Below are 20,640 nucleotides of genomic sequence, written 5' to 3' on the forward strand. Positions count from 1 at the left end.
CATGCGCGGCGCGCTCTTGCTGCTGGCGGCGATATCATGTGCTCCAGCCGTGGCGGCGAACCCGCCGGTCGAGCTGGTGACGCTCGGAACCGGGGGAGGGCCGGTGGTGCAGACCCGCCGTGCCCAGCCCGCCAACGCGGTGAGGGTGGGCGACGCGGTTTACCTGTTCGACGTGGGCGAAGGCACGCAGCGGCAGATGGAGGCCGCGCGGCTTCCGCTCGCCTCGGTGCGCGCCGTGTTCCTGACGCACCATCATCTCGATCATGTCGGCGGCCTGGGGCCGCTGATCGCCAACCGCTGGGTGCAGATGCGCCATGCGCCGCTGCCGGTGATCGGGCCGCCGGGAACATTGGGGATGGTCGCCGGGCTGGTGCAGGCATATCGCCCGATCGAACTGGCGCCGGTGACGCTGGGGCCGAAAGCGCCGCCCCCGATGGCGAGCGGCGTCGAGGTCCGCGATCTGGCTGCGGAGATGGACAGCCCCGCGCTGGTCTATCAGGACGAGGCGATCCGCGTGTTCGCGGTGGTCAACGACCATTATCATTTCGCCCCGGGCACCGAGTCCGCCCGCACCGCGCGCTCATATGCCTACCGGATCGAAGCGGCAGGACGCAGCATCGTGCTCACGGGCGATACCGGTCCGTCCCGCCGGGTCGAGGCGTTGGCGAAGGGCGCCGATATGCTGGTGAGCGAGGTGATGGATCGCGCCGCGATCGCGCGCGACCTGGCCGCGAGCGGTTTCTCAGGGTCTGCGCTGGAGGGCTTCATGAAACATATGGACGCCAATCATCTCACCCCTGCGCAGGCAGGCGAGATGGCGGCGCGCGCGGGCGTCAGGGCGCTGGTGCTCAGCCACCTCGTTCCCGGACGCGACGGCGACACCAGCGACGCGGGCTATGTGCACGGCCTGGCCGGGCGGTTCACCGGCCCGGTCACCGTCGCGAAGGATCTCGATCGCTTCGCGGTCGGTGAGGAGGACAGATGATGGACCTGACGCTCTATTACGCGCCCGACACGTGCGCCCGCGTCACCATGGTCGCGCTTGAGGAAGCCGGTGCGGCCTATGAAGCGAAGCTCATTTCGTTCGTGCGCGGCGACCACCGCTCGGACTGGTTCCGCGCGCTCAATCCGCGCGGCCGGGTGCCGACCCTGGTGATCGACGGCGCGCCGCTTACCGAGAACATGGCGATCCTGCACTGGCTGTCGCGCGTCTTTCCTCGGGCGGGCCTGTTGCCGGACGCGACCGGCGCCTTTGAGGAAGCGCGCGCGCTGGCCGATCTTGCCTGGTGCGCGTCGGGGCTGCACCCGATCGTCACGCGCATGCGGTTGCCGCATTTCTTCTGCGACCGGCCCGAGGCAGCCGCCAATGTCCGCGCGCTGGCCGAGGCGGCGATCACCGCCGAATTCCTGAATATCGAGGCCCGCCTGGCCGCCGGGCCCTGGTGGTACGGCGCGCGCTGGTCGATCATCGACGTCTATATCAACTGGATATGGTTCCGCGTGACCGGCTGCGGCCTGGACGCGTCGGCCTTTCCGCGCCTCCAGGACCATGACCGGCGGCTCTCCGAGCGTCCATCGGTCCGCACGGTGCTCGATATCCACGCGGCGGCGTCACGGCAGCTCGCCGAACAGGGGCTCGCCGTCAATTTCGACACGATCGCATCACAAGTTTCGCAGGGGAAGGCCGCGTGAGCATTACCGGTATCGAGTCACTGATCTACGGCGTCGACGATGTCGCCGAATGCACGCGTTTCTTCGCGGATTTCGGTCTGCCGCTTGCCCGAGGCGGCGATGACGAAGCGGTCTTCCTGCTGGCCGAGGGATCGCGGGTGATCATCCGGCACAAGCAGGATCCGTCGCTGCCCATGTCCGATATCCAGGGGATCGGCGTGCGCGAGATCGTCTGGGGCGTGGAGGACCGCGGCGCGCTCGAAGCGCTCGCGGACGACCTTGGGCGCGATCGCGACCTGCTTCGGGACGAAGACGGAACTGTGCATTTCCTCACCGATTTCGGGCTTCCGATGGCGCTGCGGATCCATGCGAAGAAGCCGGTGGTGTCGGCGCCCGATCCCGTGAACGCGCCGGGCCGTGTCAACCGGCTCAACCAGCACCGCAAATGGCGGCTGCGCGCCATGCCCAAGGTGATCGCGCATGTCGTGTTCGCCGTGCCGGGCTATGATGCGGCGGCGGTGTTCATGATCGAGCGGCTGGGCTTCCGCCTTTCCGACAACCAGCGCGGCTTCGGCCAGTATCTGCGCGCGCCGGGGGCGAACAACCATCACAACCTGCTGCTGCTCAACGCCAATGCGCCGTTTCCGGGCATGGACGGGATGCTGCGCTTCCATCACGCCAATTTCGGGGTGGAGGATATCGACGAGATCATGGTCGGGGCCAACCATATGGTCCGCCAGGGCTGGGAGCCGTCCCATCTGGGCCTTGGCCGGCACCGCATCGATTCAGCGCTCTTCTATTATCTGCCGTGTCCGGCGGGCGGCGAGGCCGAATATGGCGCCGACGCCGATTATATCGACGATAGCTGGGTGCCGCGCGACTGGGCCGAGCCGCTCTTCGCCTATTCGCATTTCGTCCATAACCTGCCGCCCTTCCTGATGAAGCCGCCCGCATGGGACGTACGGCACATCACCGGGATCGAGCCGGCCAGCGGGGAGCATCACTGATGGCGGCGGTGTCGAGGATACTGGTGGTGGGCGGCGGCGTCGGTGGATTGACCGCGGCGACGGCGCTCCGGCAGCAAGGGATCGCGGTGGATCTGGTCGAGATCAATCCCGACCACAGCGTCTATGGCGTCGGGATCATCCAGCCCAACAACACGCTGCGCGCGCTCGACCGCATCGGCCTGGCCGACGAGTGCGTTCGGCTCGGCGGGGCTTTTCCCGGCTGGCGCATCTTCGACGCGCATGGCGAGCACATCATGGATGCGCCCAACCATAGCGACGCCTCTCCGCGCCATCCGCCCGTCAACGGCATCACCCGCCCGCTTCTCCAGCGCGTGCTGCTGGAGGCGGCACGGGCGAGCGGCGCGGACATCCGCACCGGGGTGGGCATCGGGACGATGGCGGACGATGGCGACGGCGTCGATGTCAGCTTCACGGACGGAAGGGCCGCCCGCTACGATTTCGTAATCGGATCGGACGGGCTGTATTCGGACATCCGCACGCGCCTGTTCGGTTCCAGCCCCGCGCCGCAGTTCAGCGGACAGGCGGTGTGGCGCTACAATTTCCCGCGTCCCGCCGAGGTCGAATGGGGCCATGTCTATTACGGCGCCAGGACCAAGGTGGGGCTGGTGCCGATGTCACCCGACCTGATGTACATGTTCCTCGTCACGCATGAGCCGGGCAATCCGCGCATGCCGCGCGAGCAGCTTCCCGCGCTGATGCGCGAGCGACTGGATGGCTATACCGGCTTGGTCGCCGCGCTCAGGGAAACGATCACCGATGCGGATGCGGTGGTCTACAAGCCGATGGAGCATCTGCTGCTGCCCGCCCCCTGGCACAAGGGGCGCGTGATCGTGATCGGCGACGGTGCGCACGCCACCACGCCGCATCTCGCGCAGGGTGCGGCGATGGCGATCGAGGACGCGGTGCTGCTGGGCGAACTGCTCGGCAGCGACCGGCCGCTGGCCGATCTGCTCGACGAGTTCATGGCCCGCCGCTTCGACCGCGCCAGGTTCGTGATCGACTGCTCCACCCAGATCGCGGACTGGGAAATGGAACAATGGGCGGGAATCCAGAACCCCGCCGCCCGGCCCGGCCAGCTCCTGGGCGAGGCCACCCATGCTCTGATGGCGGACTACTGACATGGCGAAAGTGATCATATCCTGCGCGGTGACGGGATCGGCGCATGTGCCGACAATGTCCGATGCGCTGCCGGTGACTCCGCAGGAGATCGCGGACCAGTCGATCGCGGCCGCGCGGGCCGGGGCGGCGATCCTCCATTTGCACGCGCGCCTGCCCAAGGACGGACGCCCCACCGGCGATCCGGAAATCTATGACCGCTTCCTGCCGGTCATCAAGCAGGCGACCGATGCGGTGGTGAACATCACCACCGGCGGCGCGGTGACGATGACGGTTGAACAGCGCCTCGCGGCCGCCGAGCGTTTCAAGCCCGAAATGTGCTCGCTCAACATGGGCAGCATCAATTTCGCCTTCTTCCCCGCCGCCAAGCGCATCACCCGGTGGAAGCACGACTGGGAAGAGGGCTATGTCGTCAATTCGGACGACTATATCTTCAAGAACACGTTCCGCGACATCGCCCATATCCTCGAGAGCCTGAGCGGATCGGGCACCCGGTTCGAGCATGAATGCTACGATGTCGGCCATCTCTACAACCTGGCGCATTTCCTGGATCGCGGGCTGGTGAAGCCGGGATTCTTCGTCCAGATGATCTTCGGCATCCTCGGCGGCATCGGCCCCGATCTCGACAACCTCATGTTCATGAAGCAGACCGCCGACCGGCTGTTCGGCAGGGACAGTTATCAATGGTCGGTGCTGGCCGCGGGCCGGCACCAGATGCCCTTCCTCACCCAGGCCGCGCTGATGGGCGGGCATGTCCGTGTCGGGCTGGAGGACAGCCTGTTCATCGGACGCGGGCAGCTTGCCGCCTCCAATGCCGAGCAGGTGGAGAAGATCGTCCGCATCCTGGCCGAGATGGGACATGAACCCGCCACCCCGAGCGAGGCGCGCGAGATGCTGGGCCTCAAGGGCGGCGACCGCGTGGAGTTCTGATCATGGCGCGCACCATCGTCGATCTGTCCATCTATCTGGAAAACGATGTGATCTCCGATCCGCCGCCCTTCCGGCCGAAGATCGATTACATCGACCACAAGATGTCGGTTCCCGACCTGGCGGGCTTCTTTCCCGGACTGGCGCCCGGCGATCTGCCCGATGGGGAAGCGTGGGCGATCGAGCGGATCGAACTGATCACGCACAATGGCACGCATCTGGACGCGCCGTATCATTTCGCCTCGACCATGAACAAGGGCGAGCGCGCCATCACCATCGACGAGGTGCCGCTCGACTGGTGTTTCCAGCCCGGCGTGAAGCTCGACTTCCGCCATTTCGAGGACGGCTATGTCGTCACCGCGGACGATGTGGAGAACGAACTCGCGCGGATCGGGCACAGGCTCTCGCCGCTGGAGATCGTGGTGGTGAACACCGCCGCAGGCAAGCGCTACGGGGGGGACGACTATGTCACCGCCGGCTGCGGAATGGGGTATGCGGCGACCATGTACCTGCTGGAGCGCGGCGTAAGGCTGACCGGCACCGACGGCTGGAGCTGGGATGCGCCCTTCGTCCACACCCGAGAGAAATATCTGGAGACGGGTGACGCCGGCCTGATCTGGGAGGGGCACAAGGCCGGGCGCGACATCGGCTATTGCCACCTCGAGAAGCTCCACAATCTGGAGGCGCTGCCCGCGACCGGCTTCACCATCGCCTGCTTCCCGATGAAGATCCGCGCGGCCTCGGCCGGCTGGACCCGTGCCGTGGCGATCTTCGAGGATTGAATGGCGGCGCGACCCCCAAATCCCCTGCTCGATTGGCGGGTCGACCCGGCGGCGATCCGCTATGTCGGGCGCGACCTGCAACGCCCGGAGTGCATCCTCGCGGCGCGCGACGGCGCGCTCTGGAGTGCCGATGCGCGCGGCGGCGTGATGCGCATCGCGCCCGACGGCACGCAAACGCTCATCGCGCTCAAGCCCGACCCGCATTTCGATCCCGTGGCGGACGCGGCGGCGAGCCTCCTCGCCGGCACCTTGCCCAACGGCCTCGCCTTCGCGCGGAACGGCGATATCCTCATCGCCAATTTCGGCACCGACCGGCTGGAGGTGATGACCCGCACCGGTGAGGTGCGCGTGCTGGCCGACCGCATCGACGGCAAGCCGATCGGCAAGGTCAATTTCGTCCTGCGCGACAGCAGGGACCGGCTGTGGGTGACGGTCTCGACCCGGGTCAATCCCTGGAGCGACGCGGTCAATGCCAATCTGGCGGACGGCTATATCTTCCTGCTGGACGAGCACGGACCGCGCATCGTGGCGGACGGCTTCCGCTTCACCAACGAAATCCGCCTCGATGCCGGGGAGGAGTGGCTCTACGTCGCCGAAACCACGGGAAAGCGCGTCACGCGGCTGCGCGTCCAGCCCGATGGCTCGCTCACCGACCGCGAGGTCTACGGCCCGTCCTCGCTCGGTGACGGGGTGGTCGACGGCATCGCCTTCGACGCGTTCGGCAATCTCTGGGCGACGATGATCTTCGCCGATCGCCTGGTGGCGATCACGCCGGAAGGCGATCTGATCGAGGTGATGAACGACGGCGATCCCGCCGCCACGGCCCGCTTCGAGGCTGAGTTCGCGAGCGGCGATCCGGTCGGCTTCGATACGATGATGGCGTGTGGCGGCGCGATCTGCCCGTGGCTCGCCAGCATCACCTTCGGCGGGCCGGACCTCTCCACCGTCTATCTCGGCGGGCTGCGCGCCACCCGCATACCCGCATTCCAGAGCCCGGTTCCGGGCCTGCCGATGGTCCACTGGGCCGACTGATCCCTCGTCAAAGGACGCTCGCATGTACGAACCTTTCCCCGGCAATTACGTCTGGAACCTCTCGGTCAACATCTGCATCGGCATGGGGGGCGCGATGGGAGAGATGGACCGCGCGAACGGGGAGGTGCGCGCCATCGCGCGGGAGGGGGAGGACAAGGGCACCGAAGCCTTCTTCACCGCCTGGGGCGCGATGGCCGAGCGGCTGGCGATGCTCGGTGACGAGGCGATGGCGGCCGGCCGCCGCTTCAGCGCCTGTGAGAAGTACAAGCGCGCCACCGCCTATTACGTCACGGCCGAACGCATGCAGAGCCGCAGCTATGCGCCGCGCAAGGCCATGTACGCGACGATGCTGGCGACGATGGACAAGGCGATCGCCGCCGGCCTGCCCGCGGAGCGGGTCGAGATCGCCTATGAGGGGACAAGCTATCCCGGGCTGTTCGTGCCCGGCCATGGGGAGGGGCCGTGGCCCTGCATGGTCTTCTGCAACGGGCTCGATTCGGTGAAGGAGATGATCGTGCTGTGCATGCGCGACGAGTTCGCGAAGCGCGGCATCGCGATGCTGGCGATCGACCATCCCGGGGTGGGCGAGGCGTTGCGCCTGAAGGGCCTGGCCGCGATCCACGACAGCGAACGCTGGGCGGGCGCCGCGATCGACTATCTCGAGACGCGCGGCGATGTCGATGCCGATCGGATCGGAATGATGGGCTGGTCGCTGGGCGGATATTATGCGCCGCGCGCCGCCTGCTACGAGAAGCGCTTCAAGCTTTGCGTGTCATGGGGCGCGAACCATGATTGGGGGCAACTCCAGGCCCGCCGCCTCCAGCGCGAGGGCGACCGGCCCGTGCCGCATTACTGGGATCACGTCATGTGGGTCTGGGGGCAGCCCGACATGGAGGCGTTCATGGCCCATGTCCCGCAAATCACGCTGAACGGCCACATGGATCGGATGACGATCCCGTATCTGATCACCCATGGCGCCAACGACCGGCAGATACCGATCGAGTACGCGCACCAGAGCCATGACCAGGCGCTCAACAGCCCCGATCTGGAGCTCAAATTCTTCACCGACCGCGAAGGCGGCGTCGAGCATGTGAGCGCCGACAACATGGAGCCGTCATGCAGCTATATCTGCGACTGGGTGGCGGCGCGGCTCTAGCATGTTGATCGTATCGCGGCGCCAGTTGGTCAGCCGCGAGCAGGGGCGGCCATCCCGGCGGCGATGATCTCCCGGCGTGTCCCGCGCAGGATTATCGCGCGCGGATTTCATTGATGGTCTGGCCCGTCCATCGCCGGATCGCACGGCGCAGGTTCGCGCTGTCGCTGAAGCCCACTTTCCAGGCCACGTCGTCGACGCTCATGCGGGTCGTCTGCAGATATTCGATCGCCAGCTTGCGGCGGACGTCGTCGACGATCTCCCCATAGCTTGTCTCCTCGGCCGAGAGGCGGCGGCGCAGCGTGCGCTCCTGCAGGCCGAGCTGTTCCGCGATCGCCGTCATCGAGGGGAACTGGTTCGGGGCGAGCAGCAGGAGCTGATAGACCTCGCCGGACAGGCCGGAGGAGATCCTGGATTGTCCGATCAGCCGGTCGCACGTCTCTTCCAGCATCGCCCTTGTGAGCCGGTTGCCCAGTTCGGGCGTCTGTTCGAGGATGCCGATCGGAAAATGGAGTTCGTTCGCATCCTGCCCATACAGGCAGGGGCAGGAGAGTTCGCGCGCGTCCTCCGCGGCGTGGGCGTCCTCCGCCAGCGCGAACAGGGCGCGGACCGGCAGATTGTCCGCCCCGGCCGTGTCGCGGATGTGCGTGTAGGTCATCTTCATCTGCTGCCGCACCAGAAAGGTGCGCAGGTCGCTGCTCATCACGTCGCGATAGATTTCGCGAAACTGCCAGATCGCGACCTCTCCCTCGGTGCGCCAGCCAAGGCGGACGGTGGGGGTGGCAAGCGGCTGGTATCGCACCGCGAAATCGAAGAAGTCGCGCATGGTGGGCGAGCACATCAGCGCATATCCGTACATGCCGTAAGCCGACAGATGGAGCCGCGAACCGATCGCGAAGGCATCGCTGAACTGGGCGCCGGCGCACACGATGTTCTCGCACGCGATCAGATATTGCCCGATCGAGGTCAGCGTGTGGGGATCGCGCACCTCCGCGAGCGTCAGTCCGGTGCGATCGAGCACGGTTTCCGGCGTGATCCCGCGACCCGCCACCGTGTCGATGACCGTCGCCAGCTTGAAAGGCGCGAATATGCGCTGATTGAGCGACGGAAATCCCGCGCGCGCGTTGCGGTTCGCCGGGCCGCCCTGTTCATCGTCGACAGCCATGATGGTTCTTCTCCGCATGTCATGTGTCCGCCAAAGACACAGTGATGTCCGCTGATGCTCTTACAAACTGCTCTGGCAAACCATAAGCACGACATCAAGCCGGCACAGTCCGGCGGCGGACGCATCCGCGACCGGAATTGAGCAGCGAGGGGAGAGGATCATCATGTCGATCAGAACCAGTCTCACGGGATGCCGTGCGCGCATGCTGTGCGGAGCCGCGATCGCGGCCGCGATGCTGGGCGCGCCCGCCGCCGTCCATGCCCAGGCCGCCGCCGATGGCGCGCAGGCGGAAGAGGCGGACTCCGATGCGGAGATCGTCGTCACCGGAACCAGCATTCGCGGCATTCCGCCGACCGGATCGGGCCTCATCAGCGTGTCGCGCGAGGATGCGAAGCTGATCGGCGCGGCCAGCACCCCGGAACTGCTGGCGACCGTGCCGCAGCTCAACAGCTTCAACACCGCGCCGCGCACCAGCAACGGCGGGCTCGGTTCCTTCGCCCCCGGTCTGCGCGGCCTGCCGCCGAGCGCCACTCTGCCGCTCATGAACGGGCATCGCCTGATCTCGGGGAGCACGCAGCAGACCAATCCCGATTATCCGTTTCTTCCCGAACTCGCGATCGAGCGCGTCGAGATCGTCGCCGACGGCGCGTCGGCGATCTACGGCTCGGACGCGGTGGCGGGCGTCGTGAACTTCATCACCCGCAAGCGCGTCTCGGGGTTCGAGGCGAATGTCCGCTACGGCTTCGCGGACGATTATCATGCGTTCAACGCGGGCGGCATCTTCGGGCACGACTGGGGCAGCGGATCGTTCGTCGCGGCCTATCAATATTCCGAGAGCAGCAACATCACGGGCGCCGACCGCCGTTACCGTTCGCTCGATTTCCGGGCGGCGGGCGGCGTCGACACGCGATCGACCGTCTGCCCGGACGCGAACGTCAACCTGTTCGCCGGCACGATCTATGCCGCGCCCACGCTCGCCCCCGGCATCAACACCTGCGACGCGCGCGGCCCGGTCGATCTGGTTCCGGAGAACCGCACGCACAGCGTGTTCCTCTCGGCCCGGCAGGATCTGTCGTCGGGCATCACCCTGTGGGGCGATCTGCTCTATTCGGACCGCAAGGACGTCGTCCAGGCTGCCTTGCCGGGACAGAGCCTCATCCTGTTGACCCCGGCCAACCCCTTCTTCCGGGCTCCTCCCGGGACGGGAGCGGTGTTCGAATTCGTCGATTTCCGGCCCGACAAGCTCGTGGGCGCGGATCATTTCGACCAGACCTTCCGCGTGCGGTCGGGCAATGCGACGGCCGGGATCGACGTCAAGCTGCCCGGCGACTTCAAGGCCAGCGTCTTCGGGACGTTCAACTGGTCGCGCAACGATACCTTCCAGCCCGGCATCAACACCACGGCGCTGGCGACGGCCGCCGCCGGCACCACGACCGCGACGGCGCTCGATCCCTTCGGGTTCGGGACCAGCCCGACCGTCGTCGCGGCCATCCTGGACAACCCCACCGACTTCACCAACCGGCAGCGGACCTGGATCGCGGCCGCCAAGGTTGACGGATCGCTGGCGGATCTGCCGGGCGGGGCCGTCAAGGTCGCTCTTGGTGGCGAATATCGCCGGGAAACCTACAGGCAGCGCGGATCGAGCGGCGGGGTCGGCTTTCCCGAGGATCTGGGGCGCAGCGTCCAGTCGCTATACGCCGAACTGTTCGTACCCGTCTTCGGCGCGGGCAATGCGGTGCCGATGTTCCACAGCCTCGCGCTGTCGCTGTCGGGGCGCTACGATCATTACAGCGATTTCGGTTCGACCACCAATCCGAAGGTCGGCATCACCTGGGAACCGGTCCAGGGCATCAACCTGCGCGGCAGCTATGGCCGATCGTTCCGGGCGCCCGGCCTTCGCGATCTCGGTTCCACCGTCGGATCCTATTATTCGGCCGCGGCGCTGGTCGACGCCTTCGGCGCCCGCGATCCGCTGCGCGGCGCGACCCAGGTCAACACGATCCTGCTCTTCGGCGGCAACCAGAACCTCAAGCCTGAAAAGGCGCGCACCTTCTCGCTCGGCGTCGACCTTCGCCCGCAATTCGCGCCCGGCTTCAGCGCCGGCGCGACCTTCTACGACATCAAATATGACGACGTGATCGGAACGCCATCGGGCCTGGGCGCGCTCATCTTCACCGATCCGACCTTCGCGTCGCTGGTCATTCGCAACCCGAGCGCGGCGCAGGTCAGTTCGGCGATCGCGAACACGGTCCCCTTCTTCTACACCTTCGCGGCGGTGCCGACGACCGGGAACATCCTGGACCTGCGCCAGGGCAATTTCGGCATCCGCAAGACCAACGGCATCGATTTCGACATACGCTATCGCAGCACGACCGGCTTCGGCACGATCTTTGGCGGCATCGCGGGCAACTACATCCTGAAATACCGGACGCAATTGTCGCCGACATCGGCGGTCAGCAACTCGCTCGACGCCGGCATCCCGCGGACCACCCTGCGCACCACGCTGGGCCTGACCGCCGGACCGGTGACGTTCGTCAACTTCGTCAATCATCGCAGCGGCGTCACCGCGCCCTTCGCGACCCCGACCGGAACGAGCGTCTACAAGGCCAAGAGCTACACGACCGTCGACCTGCGCCTGTCGGTGCGGTTGCCCGACACAAGTTTCGCCAAGGGCACGGAACTGGCGCTGCAGATCAACGATGTCTTCGATGCCACCCCGCCCTATTTCCCGGGCACGGACGGCATCGGCGGAACGTACAACGCGATTGGCCGCTACGCGGCGATGAGCCTCCGCACCGCATTCTGATGGGCGAACGTCAACAAAAGCATTTTAAAACAGAAGATTACAAATGGTCATTCCGGCGAAAGCCGGAATCTCCCTGCCTGCTCACGGTCGCAGAAGGACAAGTGAGATCCCGGCTTTCGCCGGAATGACCGACAAGAAGGGGTGCAGCCGTTCACCCATGCGCCTCCGTCCGCCCTTCCAGATTGAAGCAAGGTCTATTGTTCGATGAGTGCGATCGTTTCCGGCCCCGTTCCGCAGATCCGCCTGTTCACGCAGTGGCTTCGCGCCGAGCGTGATCTCGATTTTTCGGACTATGAGGCTTTGCGGCGTTGGTCGGTGACGGATCTGGACGGATTCTGGCGCGCCATCTGGGACTATGGCCGGATCGAATCCCCGACGCCTTTCTCCACGGTCCTGGGCGAGGAGACCATGCCGGCGGTGCGTTGGTTCGAGGGCGCCGAGGTCAATTACGCCCGGCACCTGTTCAGCCATGCCGATCCGGCCGACGCGGCGGGCCAGCCCGCGATCGTGGCCGGGAACGAGCGCGGCGAGGGCGTCGTCCTGTCCTGGGCGGAACTGCGGCGGCAGGCGGCTTCGCTGGCGCTCGAACTGCGGCGGCGCGGGATTGTGCGTGGCGACCGGGTGGCGGCCTATCTGCCAAATATTCCCGCGGCCGTGGTCGGACTGCTCGCCTGCGCCAGCCTCGGCGCGATCTGGACGCTGTGTTCGCCTGACATGGGCACCAATGCCGTGCTCGACCGTCTGCGGCAGATCAGGCCAAAGGCCCTGATCGCCGTCGATGGCGTATTCTATGCGGGCAAGTCGATGGACCGCAGCGCCGCCGTGACCGAGATCCGCGACGGGCTTCCCGATATCGATAGTCTGTTCGTCATCGCCAGCGGCTTCGGCAAGGCCGAGGTGCCGGGCGCGATCGATTTCGACACTGCGGTCGCGCGCGACGACGCCATGGTCGCGGCCTTCGAACCCGAATGGCTGCCCTTCGACCACCCCTTGTGGATTCTCTATTCGAGCGGAACGACCGGCCTGCCCAAGCCGATCGTGCACGGCCATGGCGGAGTGCTGCTCGCGACCTGCGCGGGGCAGCTTCATTTCGATCTGGGGCCGAGCTACGCCGCGAACACGTTCGGCGACCGTTTCCACTGGTACAGCGCCACAGGCTGGGTGATGTGGAACATCCAGGTCGGCGGGCTGCTGAGCGGCACGACCATCTGCCTGTTCGACGGATCGCCCAGCGGATCCAGGGCCGATCCCGACTGGAGCCGGCTCTGGGATTTCGCGGCGCGGACGCGGACGACCTGGTTCGGCGCCGGCGCCGCCTTCTTCACGAGCTGCCAGAAGGCCGGGCTCGATCTTGCCCGGATCGGCGGGCTCGATCATATCCGGGCGCTGGGCAGCACCGGATCGCCGCTCCCGCCCGATGTCCAGCGCTGGGGGACCGCGCAGTTCGCCGGGATGGGCCGTCCGGACATCTGGTGGTGCAATGTCAGCGGCGGAACGGAAATCGCCGCCGCCTTCATGGCCGGCAATCCCGAACTGCCCGACACGCCCGGGCGGCTGCAATGCTGTCATCTGGGCGCCGCGATCGAGGCCTGGGACGAACGCGGCGAACCGGTGATCGGCGAAGTCGGCGAGCTCGTCTGCACGCGCCCCTTTCCGAGCATGCCGTTATACTTCTGGGGGGACGGGGACGGCAGTCGCTACCGCGACGCCTATTTCGCCGAATGGCCGGGCGTCTGGCGCCATGGCGACTGGCTGACGATCGGGGCGGACGGCGGCTGCACGATATCGGGCCGCAGCGACGCGACGATCAACCGGCATGGCCTGCGCATGGGGACGGCCGAGATCTATTCGGCGGTCGAGGCGCTTCCGGCGATCGCCGACACCATGATCGTGGATGTGGAGCGCGAGGGCGGCGACAGCCAGTTGATCATGTTCGTGGTCCCGGCGGCCGGGCATGCGGTCGACGCGGCGATGGAAGCGGCCGTGGCGGGTGCGATCCGCACCAGCCTCTCGCCACGGTTCGTGCCGGATCGATTGATCGCCGCGCCGGGCATTCCCCGCACGCTCTCCGGAAAGAAACAGGAGCTGCCGATCAAGCGGCTGTTCGCGGGATGGCCGGTCGCGAAGGTGATCAACGCCGATGCGACCGCCACGCCGGATGTTCTGCCATGGTATATCGACCGGGCACGGCGCTGGCGGGACGAACATGCCGCCGGGACGGGGCCGCGCGCGGGAGAAGAATCGTGAAGACAGGCATGGTCGACGCGGGCGAGCGCGCGCACGGAAATCGCGGCCTCGTGCTCGGCATGCTGTGTTTCGTCTATGTGCTGAACTTCCTCGATCGCCAGCTCGTCTCGATCCTGGCCAAGCCGATCCAGGACGGGCTGCAGATCACCGACAGCCAGCTTGGCCGGATCACCGGCTTCTATTTCGCGCTCTTCTATTGCTTCATCGCCATTCCGGTCGGCTGGCTGGCGGACCGGACGAACCGCGTGAAGGTGCTTTCGATCGCCTGCGGCCTGTGGAGCGCCGCGACGGCCGCCTGCGGCATGGCTGGAACCTACGGCCAGCTTGTCGTCGCCCGCATGGCGGTTGGCGTCGGGGAGGCGGGCGGCGTGCCGCCTTCCTATGCGATCATCTCGGATACCTTCCCGCGCGAGCGGCGCGGTACGGCGATGGGCATCTTCAATCTCGGCCCGCCGCTCGGCTCGGCGCTGGGCGTGGCGTTCGGTGCGTCGCTCGCGGCCGCCTATGACTGGCGGGTTCCCTTCTATGTCGTCGGCGCGATCGGCGTCGTCACCGCGCTGGTCGTGTACATGATCGTGCCCGAGCCCGAGCGTGGCCGGTTCGATCCGGCGCCCCTTGCGCCGATCGCGCCCGAACGCGGCGAAAGCTTCGGACAGGCGATCCGCGGCTTTTTCGGCAACAGGATCCTGGCGGTCGCGGCGCTCGCCAGCGGCGCCGCCAATTTCATCACCTATGGCCTCAGCAACTTCGCCACCCTGTTCCTGATGCGCGAGAAGGGCATGGCGCTGGAGGAGGTGGCGATCTGGTATGCGCTGGCCGTCGGCCTCGGCATGGGGGCGGGCATCTTCGTCTCAGGGCGCCTGATCGATCGCTTCGGCGCCGCGAACAAGGCCGCCTATGCGACCATTCCCGCATTCTCGCTCGTCCTGGCCCTGCCATTCTTCCTGGGCTTCGCCGCCGCGGATCGCTGGGAGACGTCGCTGGCGCTGCTGTGCGTGCCGCTGTTCCTCAATTCCTTCTTCCTCCCCGCGACCGTGACCTTCGTCCAGGGCGAGGTCGATCCGGGCGCGCGCGTGATTTCCGGTGCATTGCTGCTGCTCGTCATGAACCTGATCGGGCTGGGCCTGGGGCCGACCTTCGTCGGCATGGCGAGCGACTTCTTTCGCCCGGATTATGGCGACCATGCCCTGCGCATGGGATTTTACGCGCTGGCGCCGATGTACCTCATCGCGGCGCTTCTGTTCCTGTGGCTTGCCCGGCTGATCAGGCAATCGTCCTCCAGTCCGGCGCCGAGCGCGGCATGACCATGCCGGTCCGCGCACTGATCGCCCTTGTCGGGCTTGCCCTGTCGGCGGCGGTTCATGCCGAAACCGGGGAGGGGGCGATGGCGCCGCATCCGGTGGTCCGCGCGCCCGCCGGATCGGTGCGGGGCGTGCTGGAGGATGGCGCCCGCAAGTTCCGCGCTATCCCCTATGCGAAGCCTCCGCTCGGCGCGCGCCGCTGGCGTGCCCCGGAACCCTTGCCGCGCTGGAAAGGGATCAGGGAGGCGCAAGGCCGGGGAGCCGCCTGTATCCAGCCGCCCATGGCGCAGGGGCCGTATAATCGCGGCGAGATCGACATGAGCGAGGATTGCCTGACGCTGGACGTGACGGCGCCCGAAAATGCCCGCGACGCGCCCGTCATGATCTGGATTCACGGCGGCACCCTGATCTGGGGCAGCGCCCAGTCGGCCATGTATGATGGCCGGGAATTCGCGAAGCGCGGCATCATTCTTGTTTCGATAAACTACCGGCTCGGCGTGCTCGGTTATCTGGCGCATCCCGAGCTCGGCAGGGAGACGCCGGAGGGCATTTCCGGCAATTACGGCCTGCAGGACCAGATCGCCGCGCTTCAATGGGTCCGCCGCAATATCGGGGCGTTCGGGGGCGACCCGCGCAACGTGACGATCTTCGGCGAATCCGCGGGGGCGCTCAGCATCGAATATCTTCTTGCCTCGCCGCGCGCGCGGGGCCTCTTCGGCAGGGCGATCGCGCAGAGCGGCTATATGTTCACCATGCCGGAGCTGCGAGACGGGCGCCATGGCGAGCAGTCGGCCGAGGCGATCGGGGCCACGCTCGCCGGCAAATTGGGTGCGAAGTCCATCGCGGACCTGCGCGCCATGGATGCGCGCGCGCTGAGCGTCGCATCCACCATGGCCGGCTTCCTGCCCTATGGCACGATCGACGGGCATCTCCTGAAGCGCCAGCTCGTCGATACGTTCGATCGCGGCGAGCAGGCCCCGGTGCCGATCATCGCCGGCCTCAACAGCGGTGAGACGCGCAGCCTGCGCCAGCTCCTGCCGCCCTTGCCCGCTAATGAGGAGGCGTATGCGGCCGATATCCGCACGCGTTACGGCGACCTGTCCGAAGCCTATCTGCGGCTCTATCCCGCCGCTCACCCGGAACAGGCCCGGCTCGATGCGAGCCGGGACGGCATATATGCCTGGGCGATGGAGCGCATGGTCCGCGCCCAGGCGCGGCTCGGCCAGCCATCCTATCTCTATCTGTTCAGCCACAGCTACCCGAGCGCCGATGCAGCGGGCCTGGCCGGCTTTCACGCGTCGGAAGTGCCGTTCCTGTTCGGGAATTTCGCTGCCACACCGCCCAATTGGCCCAGAATTCCCGATGATGCGGGCCAGCGGCAAATCGCGGACGCAATGCTCGATTACTGGACGAGCTTCGCCCGCACCGGCCGTCCCATTGCGCAACGGGCACCCGAGTGGTTGCCATTCGGTGCCGACAATGCGTTCATGCGCTTCGAAGGCAAGCCGCGCATGGCGCCGAGGTTCATGCCGGGTGTTTTCGACCTGCACGAACGGATCATGTGTCGGCGTCGCGCGAGTGGTGCCCAGCCATGGGATTGGCGCGTCGGCGCCTATGCGCCGGTGCTGCCCGTGGCAGGGAAGGGATGCGCATGAGGCCCGTAGCCCGGTTGATGGAGGTTTGGTGCGTGACGGGACAGTCGGATTTGCGGAGACGATCGATGCATCGGAGACGGGGTGTCGTCGTCGCGGCGGCTTTGATGGCGGCGCCAACCGTGCCGCCACAGGCGGTCGCGGCGCCGGTTCAGGCGCCGGCGCCCGAGGCGATGGCCGCACGTTGCGAGGCGCTTGGAAAATTACGCCTTCCCGACACAGGCATCGTGAGTGCGGCGCTCGTTCCCGCCAAGGCCGCCGAGACGACGGTCGTGGGGGAGACGCCGGGTTATCGCAGTTTCTGCCGCGTGGTCGCGCGCGTGCGTTCGGCGCCCGACTCCGATGTCGGTGTGGAGATCTGGTTGCCCGTGGACGGGTGGGCCGGCGTCTTCCACGGCAACGGCAATGGCGGTTTCGCCGGCATCCTCGCCTCCGGCTATTCGGGCATGGCCGATGGGCTGCGGCGCGGCTTCGCGACCGCGACGACCGACACCGGCACCGCCCCGGCAACCCCGCTCGAGGGTGATGCGCTCATCGGCCAGCCGCGCAAGTGGCGGGACTGGGCGCGCCTGTCCACGCATGCGATGACCACGACGGGCAAGGCGATCACCAAAGCCTTTTATGGCCGGGATGCGAAGCGTTCCTATTACACCGGCTGTTCGACGGGCGGTCAGCAGGGCCTGATAGAGGCGCTGTACTACCCGGCCGATTATGACGGCATCCTTGTGGGCGCTCCGGTGATCAACCGGACATGGGGCCATGCGGCGGTGCTCTGGGATTATGCGGCCGCGCACCGCACGCCGGCCAGCCCGCTTTCGGCCGGCAAGCTCAAGCTGCTCAACCAGGCCGCCATCGCGACCTGCTGGCGCCAGGGCCATGGATTGGCCGGAGACCCCTTTGTTTCGGATCCGATGAGCTGCCAATTCGACCCTGCCGTGCTGCAATGCAAGAGCGGGGCATCGGACAATTGCCTGACCGAAAGCGAGATCGCGACCGCGCGCGCCTTCTATTCGGGGCCGGCGAGCCGCGATGGCAAGCCGCGCTATTTCGGCTGGCTGCCGGGGAGTGAAATGCCGGACACGTTCGGCTGGTCGTTCCTGCAGACGCCGATCAACGGCCAGCCGCCCTTCGGAGGACTGTTCAAATGGGTCTTCGGCGCCGATTGGGACTGGAAGGGTTTCGATTTCGATCGTGACATGCCCGAGGTCCAGACGCGTCTGGACGGCATCGTGAACGATGCGACGCGCGGCAGCCTCCAGGCGTTCGTCGCGCGCGGCGGCAAGCTGATCATCTACCACGGCCTGGCCGACACGCTTGTGGCGCCGGGGCAGTCGGTGGCCTTTTACGAACGGCAGGCGGCCCAACTCGGTGCCGGGCGCAAGATCGAGGACAATGCGCGCCTGTTCCTGGCGCCGGGCATGATGCACTGCGGCGGAGGCACCGGCCCCGACGCGTTCAACGCCACGCTCGGCATCCCGCCACGGCCGCCGGTGGACGACGCGGATCATGATATCTTCTCGGCCCTGATCGCATGGACGAATGGAGGCACTGCGCCCGACCGCATCGTCGCGACGAAATTCTCGAGCGAGGACAGGCGCGCAATCGAAATGCAGCGGCCGATCTGCCCCTATCCCGGAAAGGCGGTCTATCGCGGCTCGGGGTCCACGCGGTCCGCGAGCAATTTCGCGTGTACCCGGGATGCGCGCTGACGATCTCGTTGGGGCAACCGCGGCGAGCCGCGCGACAAGGCCGCCGCATTCAGTGGCGAGTCTGCTCCACTCTCCATGCTTCATCATAGGGCGCTAGCAAGCCACCTGACTCACACCCGGCAGATGCCCTTGGCGAGGCATTGAAAGCTCGAAACGCGCTGGATGGCGAAGTCCACACCACGGCCAGGCTGAAGAACACGACGCGCTTTCCGGAATTCCTGAATGGACGCGCTTCGATACAGGAACCGGCGGCGCGCCCAATGCGCTCAACTATGCCGGCGTCGTCGGCGACAGCGGCAGCGGCCTGCAGGTCAACAGCGGCGGCCCCAAATGGCGCGGCGTGCTGAGCCTCACCTATCAGGACGACGGATTCGGCTTCGACACCCGGATCCGCTATGTCGGCGGCGGCAAGTTCAATCCGTTGCTGAACGGCGTGGACGGCGATCTGCTGGTGAACAACGATATCGGCGCGCAGTTCCGGGTGCGCGACAGCTTCACGCTGTTCGGCAATATCAACAATCTGTTCGACGTGGCTCCGCCCCTCACCGTGCTCCACAACATCCATTGCGATGTCGTCGGCCGCTATTTCACGGTCGGCGCGCGCGTGAGCTTCTGAATCCTTTCTCATCTCTGCGCCGGGTCTTTGATCCGGCGCATCAGACGCAATGGAGAGGCGCATGAAGCGTTCCACGATCCCGCGCCGCCGCCTTGCCCGGTTGCTGGCGCCCGGCCTTGTGATCACGACGATCGCCCCTGCTCCCGCCGCTCCGCCGCCGGCGCCGCTCGAACTCGGCGCCTATGCGCGGCCCGGCCTGCTGGTGAAGGCACCGGGCGGGCGCCGGCTCAATATACGCTGCGCCGGCAAGGGCGGCCCGGCCGTGATCCTGACCGCAGGGGCAGGCGACCAGTCGCTGACCTGGCGATCCATCCAGTCCGCGCTTGCCGGCAAGGCGCGGATCTGCGCCTGGGACCGCGCCGGTTTCGGCTTCAGCGATCCGAGCGCGGAGGTCCAGGATGTGAATCATCGCACCGGCGATCTCGAACACATCCTGGCTGGATCGGGCATCCGCCCGCCTTATGTACTGGTCGGCCATTCGCTCGGCAGTTTCGAAACGCTGATGTTCGCCTTTCGCCATCCTCGCAAGGTCGCGGGGATCGTGCTCATCGATCCATCGTCACCGAACCAGGATGCACGGCTGAAACGGGCGGCACCCGCCTTTTACGATATCATCGACGCCTATCAGAAGGGTGCCGTGGCGACGCTGCGGGGGTGCGTCGCCAAAGGCGCGGCAAAGCCGGGGACCATGGGCCAAGACCCATGCGCGACCACGCCGCCAGGGCATGCGCGGTAAATCTCGGCCTCCGGTCAGGTGAGGTCGCCCCGCGCTTGAAGCATCACGCTGGCTGGAGGCTGACGGCCCGGGGTTTCGCGGGCGGCAGTCCGCTGCTTTCCGCTTCGGTGAGCAGTTGCTGCTTGCGTGCAGCCATCTCGTCCCGCAGGGCGACGAGATCGACATCGGCCTTGCGGCATTGCGCGAACATGCCCTCGGACGGCATCTCTTCCTCGTGGACGTGATGCTTGATCTCCTCCGACAGCACGGTGACCTTCGCATCGTAGAAATCGGCGTCAGGCGTCGAGTTCATGATGTCGTTGATCAGCACCTTCGCGCCGTCATGCTCGACATAGGCCTCGTCGAGCGTGTCGTCCTCGATCTTCCCCCGGAATGCCGGGTAGAAAATCTCCTCCTCGATCATCGTATGGACTTTCAGTTCGGTGCAGATCTGGTTGGCGATCGCCTGTTTGCGGCTTGGATCGCGCGCTTTTTCGAACTGTTCGAACAGTCCCTCCACCTTGCGGTGATCCGCTTTCAGCAGGGCGATGGCATCGGTGAATTGCTGTTGCGCCATGATCAGTCTCCTTGATTGGGCTCGTCTCAAACCACGGGTGAGAGTCCGAAGTTCCCTGCTTCCGGGGCGGTGCGATCGATTTCGCCGGGCATCATTTCCAGGGCCACGCGCGTGGCCGCCCGGCCCCGGCGTGCGCTCTCGCA

Annotated in this window: 17 protein-coding genes; 15 read left to right on the forward strand and 2 right to left on the reverse strand. The window is 66.6% G+C overall.

Annotation, left to right across the window (positions count from 1 at the left end; all coding sequences use genetic code 11):
• The first annotated feature begins 49 nt into the window (after nucleotides 1-49).
• The 8 genes from ACODTA_RS25055 to ACODTA_RS25090 are packed head-to-tail and all read left to right on the forward strand — an operon-like array spanning nucleotide 50 to nucleotide 7,712.
• Nucleotides 50-985, forward strand: coding sequence for an MBL fold metallo-hydrolase (locus ACODTA_RS25055; RefSeq protein ID WP_489069796.1), 936 nt, complete (start codon nucleotides 50-52; stop codon nucleotides 983-985).
• Nucleotides 982-1,692 carry a glutathione S-transferase family protein gene (locus ACODTA_RS25060; protein WP_489069798.1) on the forward strand — a complete coding sequence of 237 codons (711 nt, stop codon included), beginning with the start codon at nucleotides 982-984 and terminating at the stop codon, nucleotides 1,690-1,692. Before ACODTA_RS25055 ends, ACODTA_RS25060 begins: the two co-directional genes overlap by 4 nt.
• Entirely contained in the window at nucleotides 1,689-2,678 is a 990-nt protein-coding gene (locus ACODTA_RS25065; protein ID WP_489069800.1) for a VOC family protein, read from the forward strand. The genes ACODTA_RS25060 and ACODTA_RS25065 overlap by 4 nt, the downstream gene beginning before the upstream one ends.
• Nucleotides 2,678-3,817 carry an FAD-dependent oxidoreductase gene (locus ACODTA_RS25070; RefSeq protein ID WP_489069802.1) on the forward strand — a complete coding sequence of 380 codons (1,140 nt, stop codon included), beginning with the start codon at nucleotides 2,678-2,680 and terminating at the stop codon, nucleotides 3,815-3,817. The genes ACODTA_RS25065 and ACODTA_RS25070 overlap by 1 nt, the downstream gene beginning before the upstream one ends.
• Nucleotide 3,818: 1 nt before the next feature.
• Nucleotides 3,819-4,745, forward strand: a complete 927-nt coding sequence (gene kce / locus ACODTA_RS25075) for a 3,5-dioxohexanoate:acetyl-CoA acetone transferase (RefSeq protein ID WP_489069804.1) — start codon at nucleotides 3,819-3,821, stop codon at nucleotides 4,743-4,745.
• Between the two features lie 2 nt (nucleotides 4,746-4,747).
• The gene (locus ACODTA_RS25080) at nucleotides 4,748-5,524 is read left to right on the forward strand and encodes a cyclase family protein (protein ID WP_489069806.1); all 777 of its coding nucleotides are present in this window, start codon (nucleotides 4,748-4,750) and stop codon (nucleotides 5,522-5,524) included.
• Nucleotides 5,525-6,556 (forward strand): SMP-30/gluconolactonase/LRE family protein, encoded by a 1,032-nt coding sequence (locus ACODTA_RS25085; protein WP_489069808.1) that lies wholly within the window; start codon nucleotides 5,525-5,527, stop codon nucleotides 6,554-6,556.
• Between the two features lie 22 nt (nucleotides 6,557-6,578).
• The gene (locus ACODTA_RS25090) at nucleotides 6,579-7,712 is read left to right on the forward strand and encodes an alpha/beta hydrolase family protein (RefSeq protein WP_489069810.1); all 1,134 of its coding nucleotides are present in this window, start codon (nucleotides 6,579-6,581) and stop codon (nucleotides 7,710-7,712) included.
• 91 nt (nucleotides 7,713-7,803) lie between these two features.
• On the opposite strand, the gene ACODTA_RS25095 is transcribed toward ACODTA_RS25090, so the two are convergent.
• Nucleotides 7,804-8,874: a helix-turn-helix domain-containing protein gene (locus ACODTA_RS25095; RefSeq protein WP_489069812.1), complete on the reverse strand. Its 1,071-nt coding sequence runs from the start codon at nucleotides 8,872-8,874 to the stop codon at nucleotides 7,804-7,806.
• Between the two features lie 163 nt (nucleotides 8,875-9,037).
• Between ACODTA_RS25095 and ACODTA_RS25100 the strand changes: the two genes are divergently transcribed.
• The 7 genes from ACODTA_RS25100 (at nucleotide 9,038) to ACODTA_RS25130 (ending at nucleotide 19,941) form a co-directional block, all read left to right on the forward strand.
• On the forward strand, nucleotides 9,038-11,680 hold the full coding sequence (locus ACODTA_RS25100) for a TonB-dependent receptor plug domain-containing protein (protein ID WP_489069814.1): 2,643 nt from the start codon (nucleotides 9,038-9,040) through the stop codon (nucleotides 11,678-11,680).
• A gap of 204 nt (nucleotides 11,681-11,884) precedes the next feature.
• Nucleotides 11,885-13,927: an acetoacetate--CoA ligase gene (locus tag ACODTA_RS25105; RefSeq protein ID WP_489069816.1), complete on the forward strand. Its 2,043-nt coding sequence runs from the start codon at nucleotides 11,885-11,887 to the stop codon at nucleotides 13,925-13,927.
• Nucleotides 13,924-15,231, forward strand: coding sequence for a spinster family MFS transporter (locus tag ACODTA_RS25110; RefSeq protein WP_489069817.1), 1,308 nt, complete (start codon nucleotides 13,924-13,926; stop codon nucleotides 15,229-15,231). The genes ACODTA_RS25105 and ACODTA_RS25110 overlap by 4 nt, the downstream gene beginning before the upstream one ends.
• Nucleotides 15,228-16,883, forward strand: coding sequence for a carboxylesterase/lipase family protein (locus ACODTA_RS25115; RefSeq protein WP_489069819.1), 1,656 nt, complete (start codon nucleotides 15,228-15,230; stop codon nucleotides 16,881-16,883). The genes ACODTA_RS25110 and ACODTA_RS25115 overlap by 4 nt, the downstream gene beginning before the upstream one ends.
• Nucleotides 16,884-16,948: 65 nt before the next feature.
• On the forward strand, nucleotides 16,949-18,589 hold the full coding sequence (locus ACODTA_RS25120) for a tannase/feruloyl esterase family alpha/beta hydrolase (protein ID WP_489069821.1): 1,641 nt from the start codon (nucleotides 16,949-16,951) through the stop codon (nucleotides 18,587-18,589).
• 340 nt (nucleotides 18,590-18,929) lie between these two features.
• On the forward strand, nucleotides 18,930-19,205 hold the full coding sequence (locus ACODTA_RS25125) for a hypothetical protein (RefSeq protein WP_489069823.1): 276 nt from the start codon (nucleotides 18,930-18,932) through the stop codon (nucleotides 19,203-19,205).
• A 61-nt stretch (nucleotides 19,206-19,266) separates the two neighbouring features.
• The gene (locus tag ACODTA_RS25130) at nucleotides 19,267-19,941 is read left to right on the forward strand and encodes an alpha/beta fold hydrolase (protein ID WP_489069825.1); all 675 of its coding nucleotides are present in this window, start codon (nucleotides 19,267-19,269) and stop codon (nucleotides 19,939-19,941) included.
• Nucleotides 19,942-19,984: 43 nt separating this feature from the next.
• Here ACODTA_RS25130 and ACODTA_RS25135 read toward each other — a convergent pair whose 3' ends face one another.
• Nucleotides 19,985-20,497, reverse strand: coding sequence for a hemerythrin domain-containing protein (locus ACODTA_RS25135; protein WP_489069827.1), 513 nt, complete (start codon nucleotides 20,495-20,497; stop codon nucleotides 19,985-19,987).
• Nucleotides 20,498-20,640: the final 143 nt, after the last annotated feature.

The sequence above is a fragment of the Sphingomonas sp. FG14 genome, from assembly GCF_057809675.1.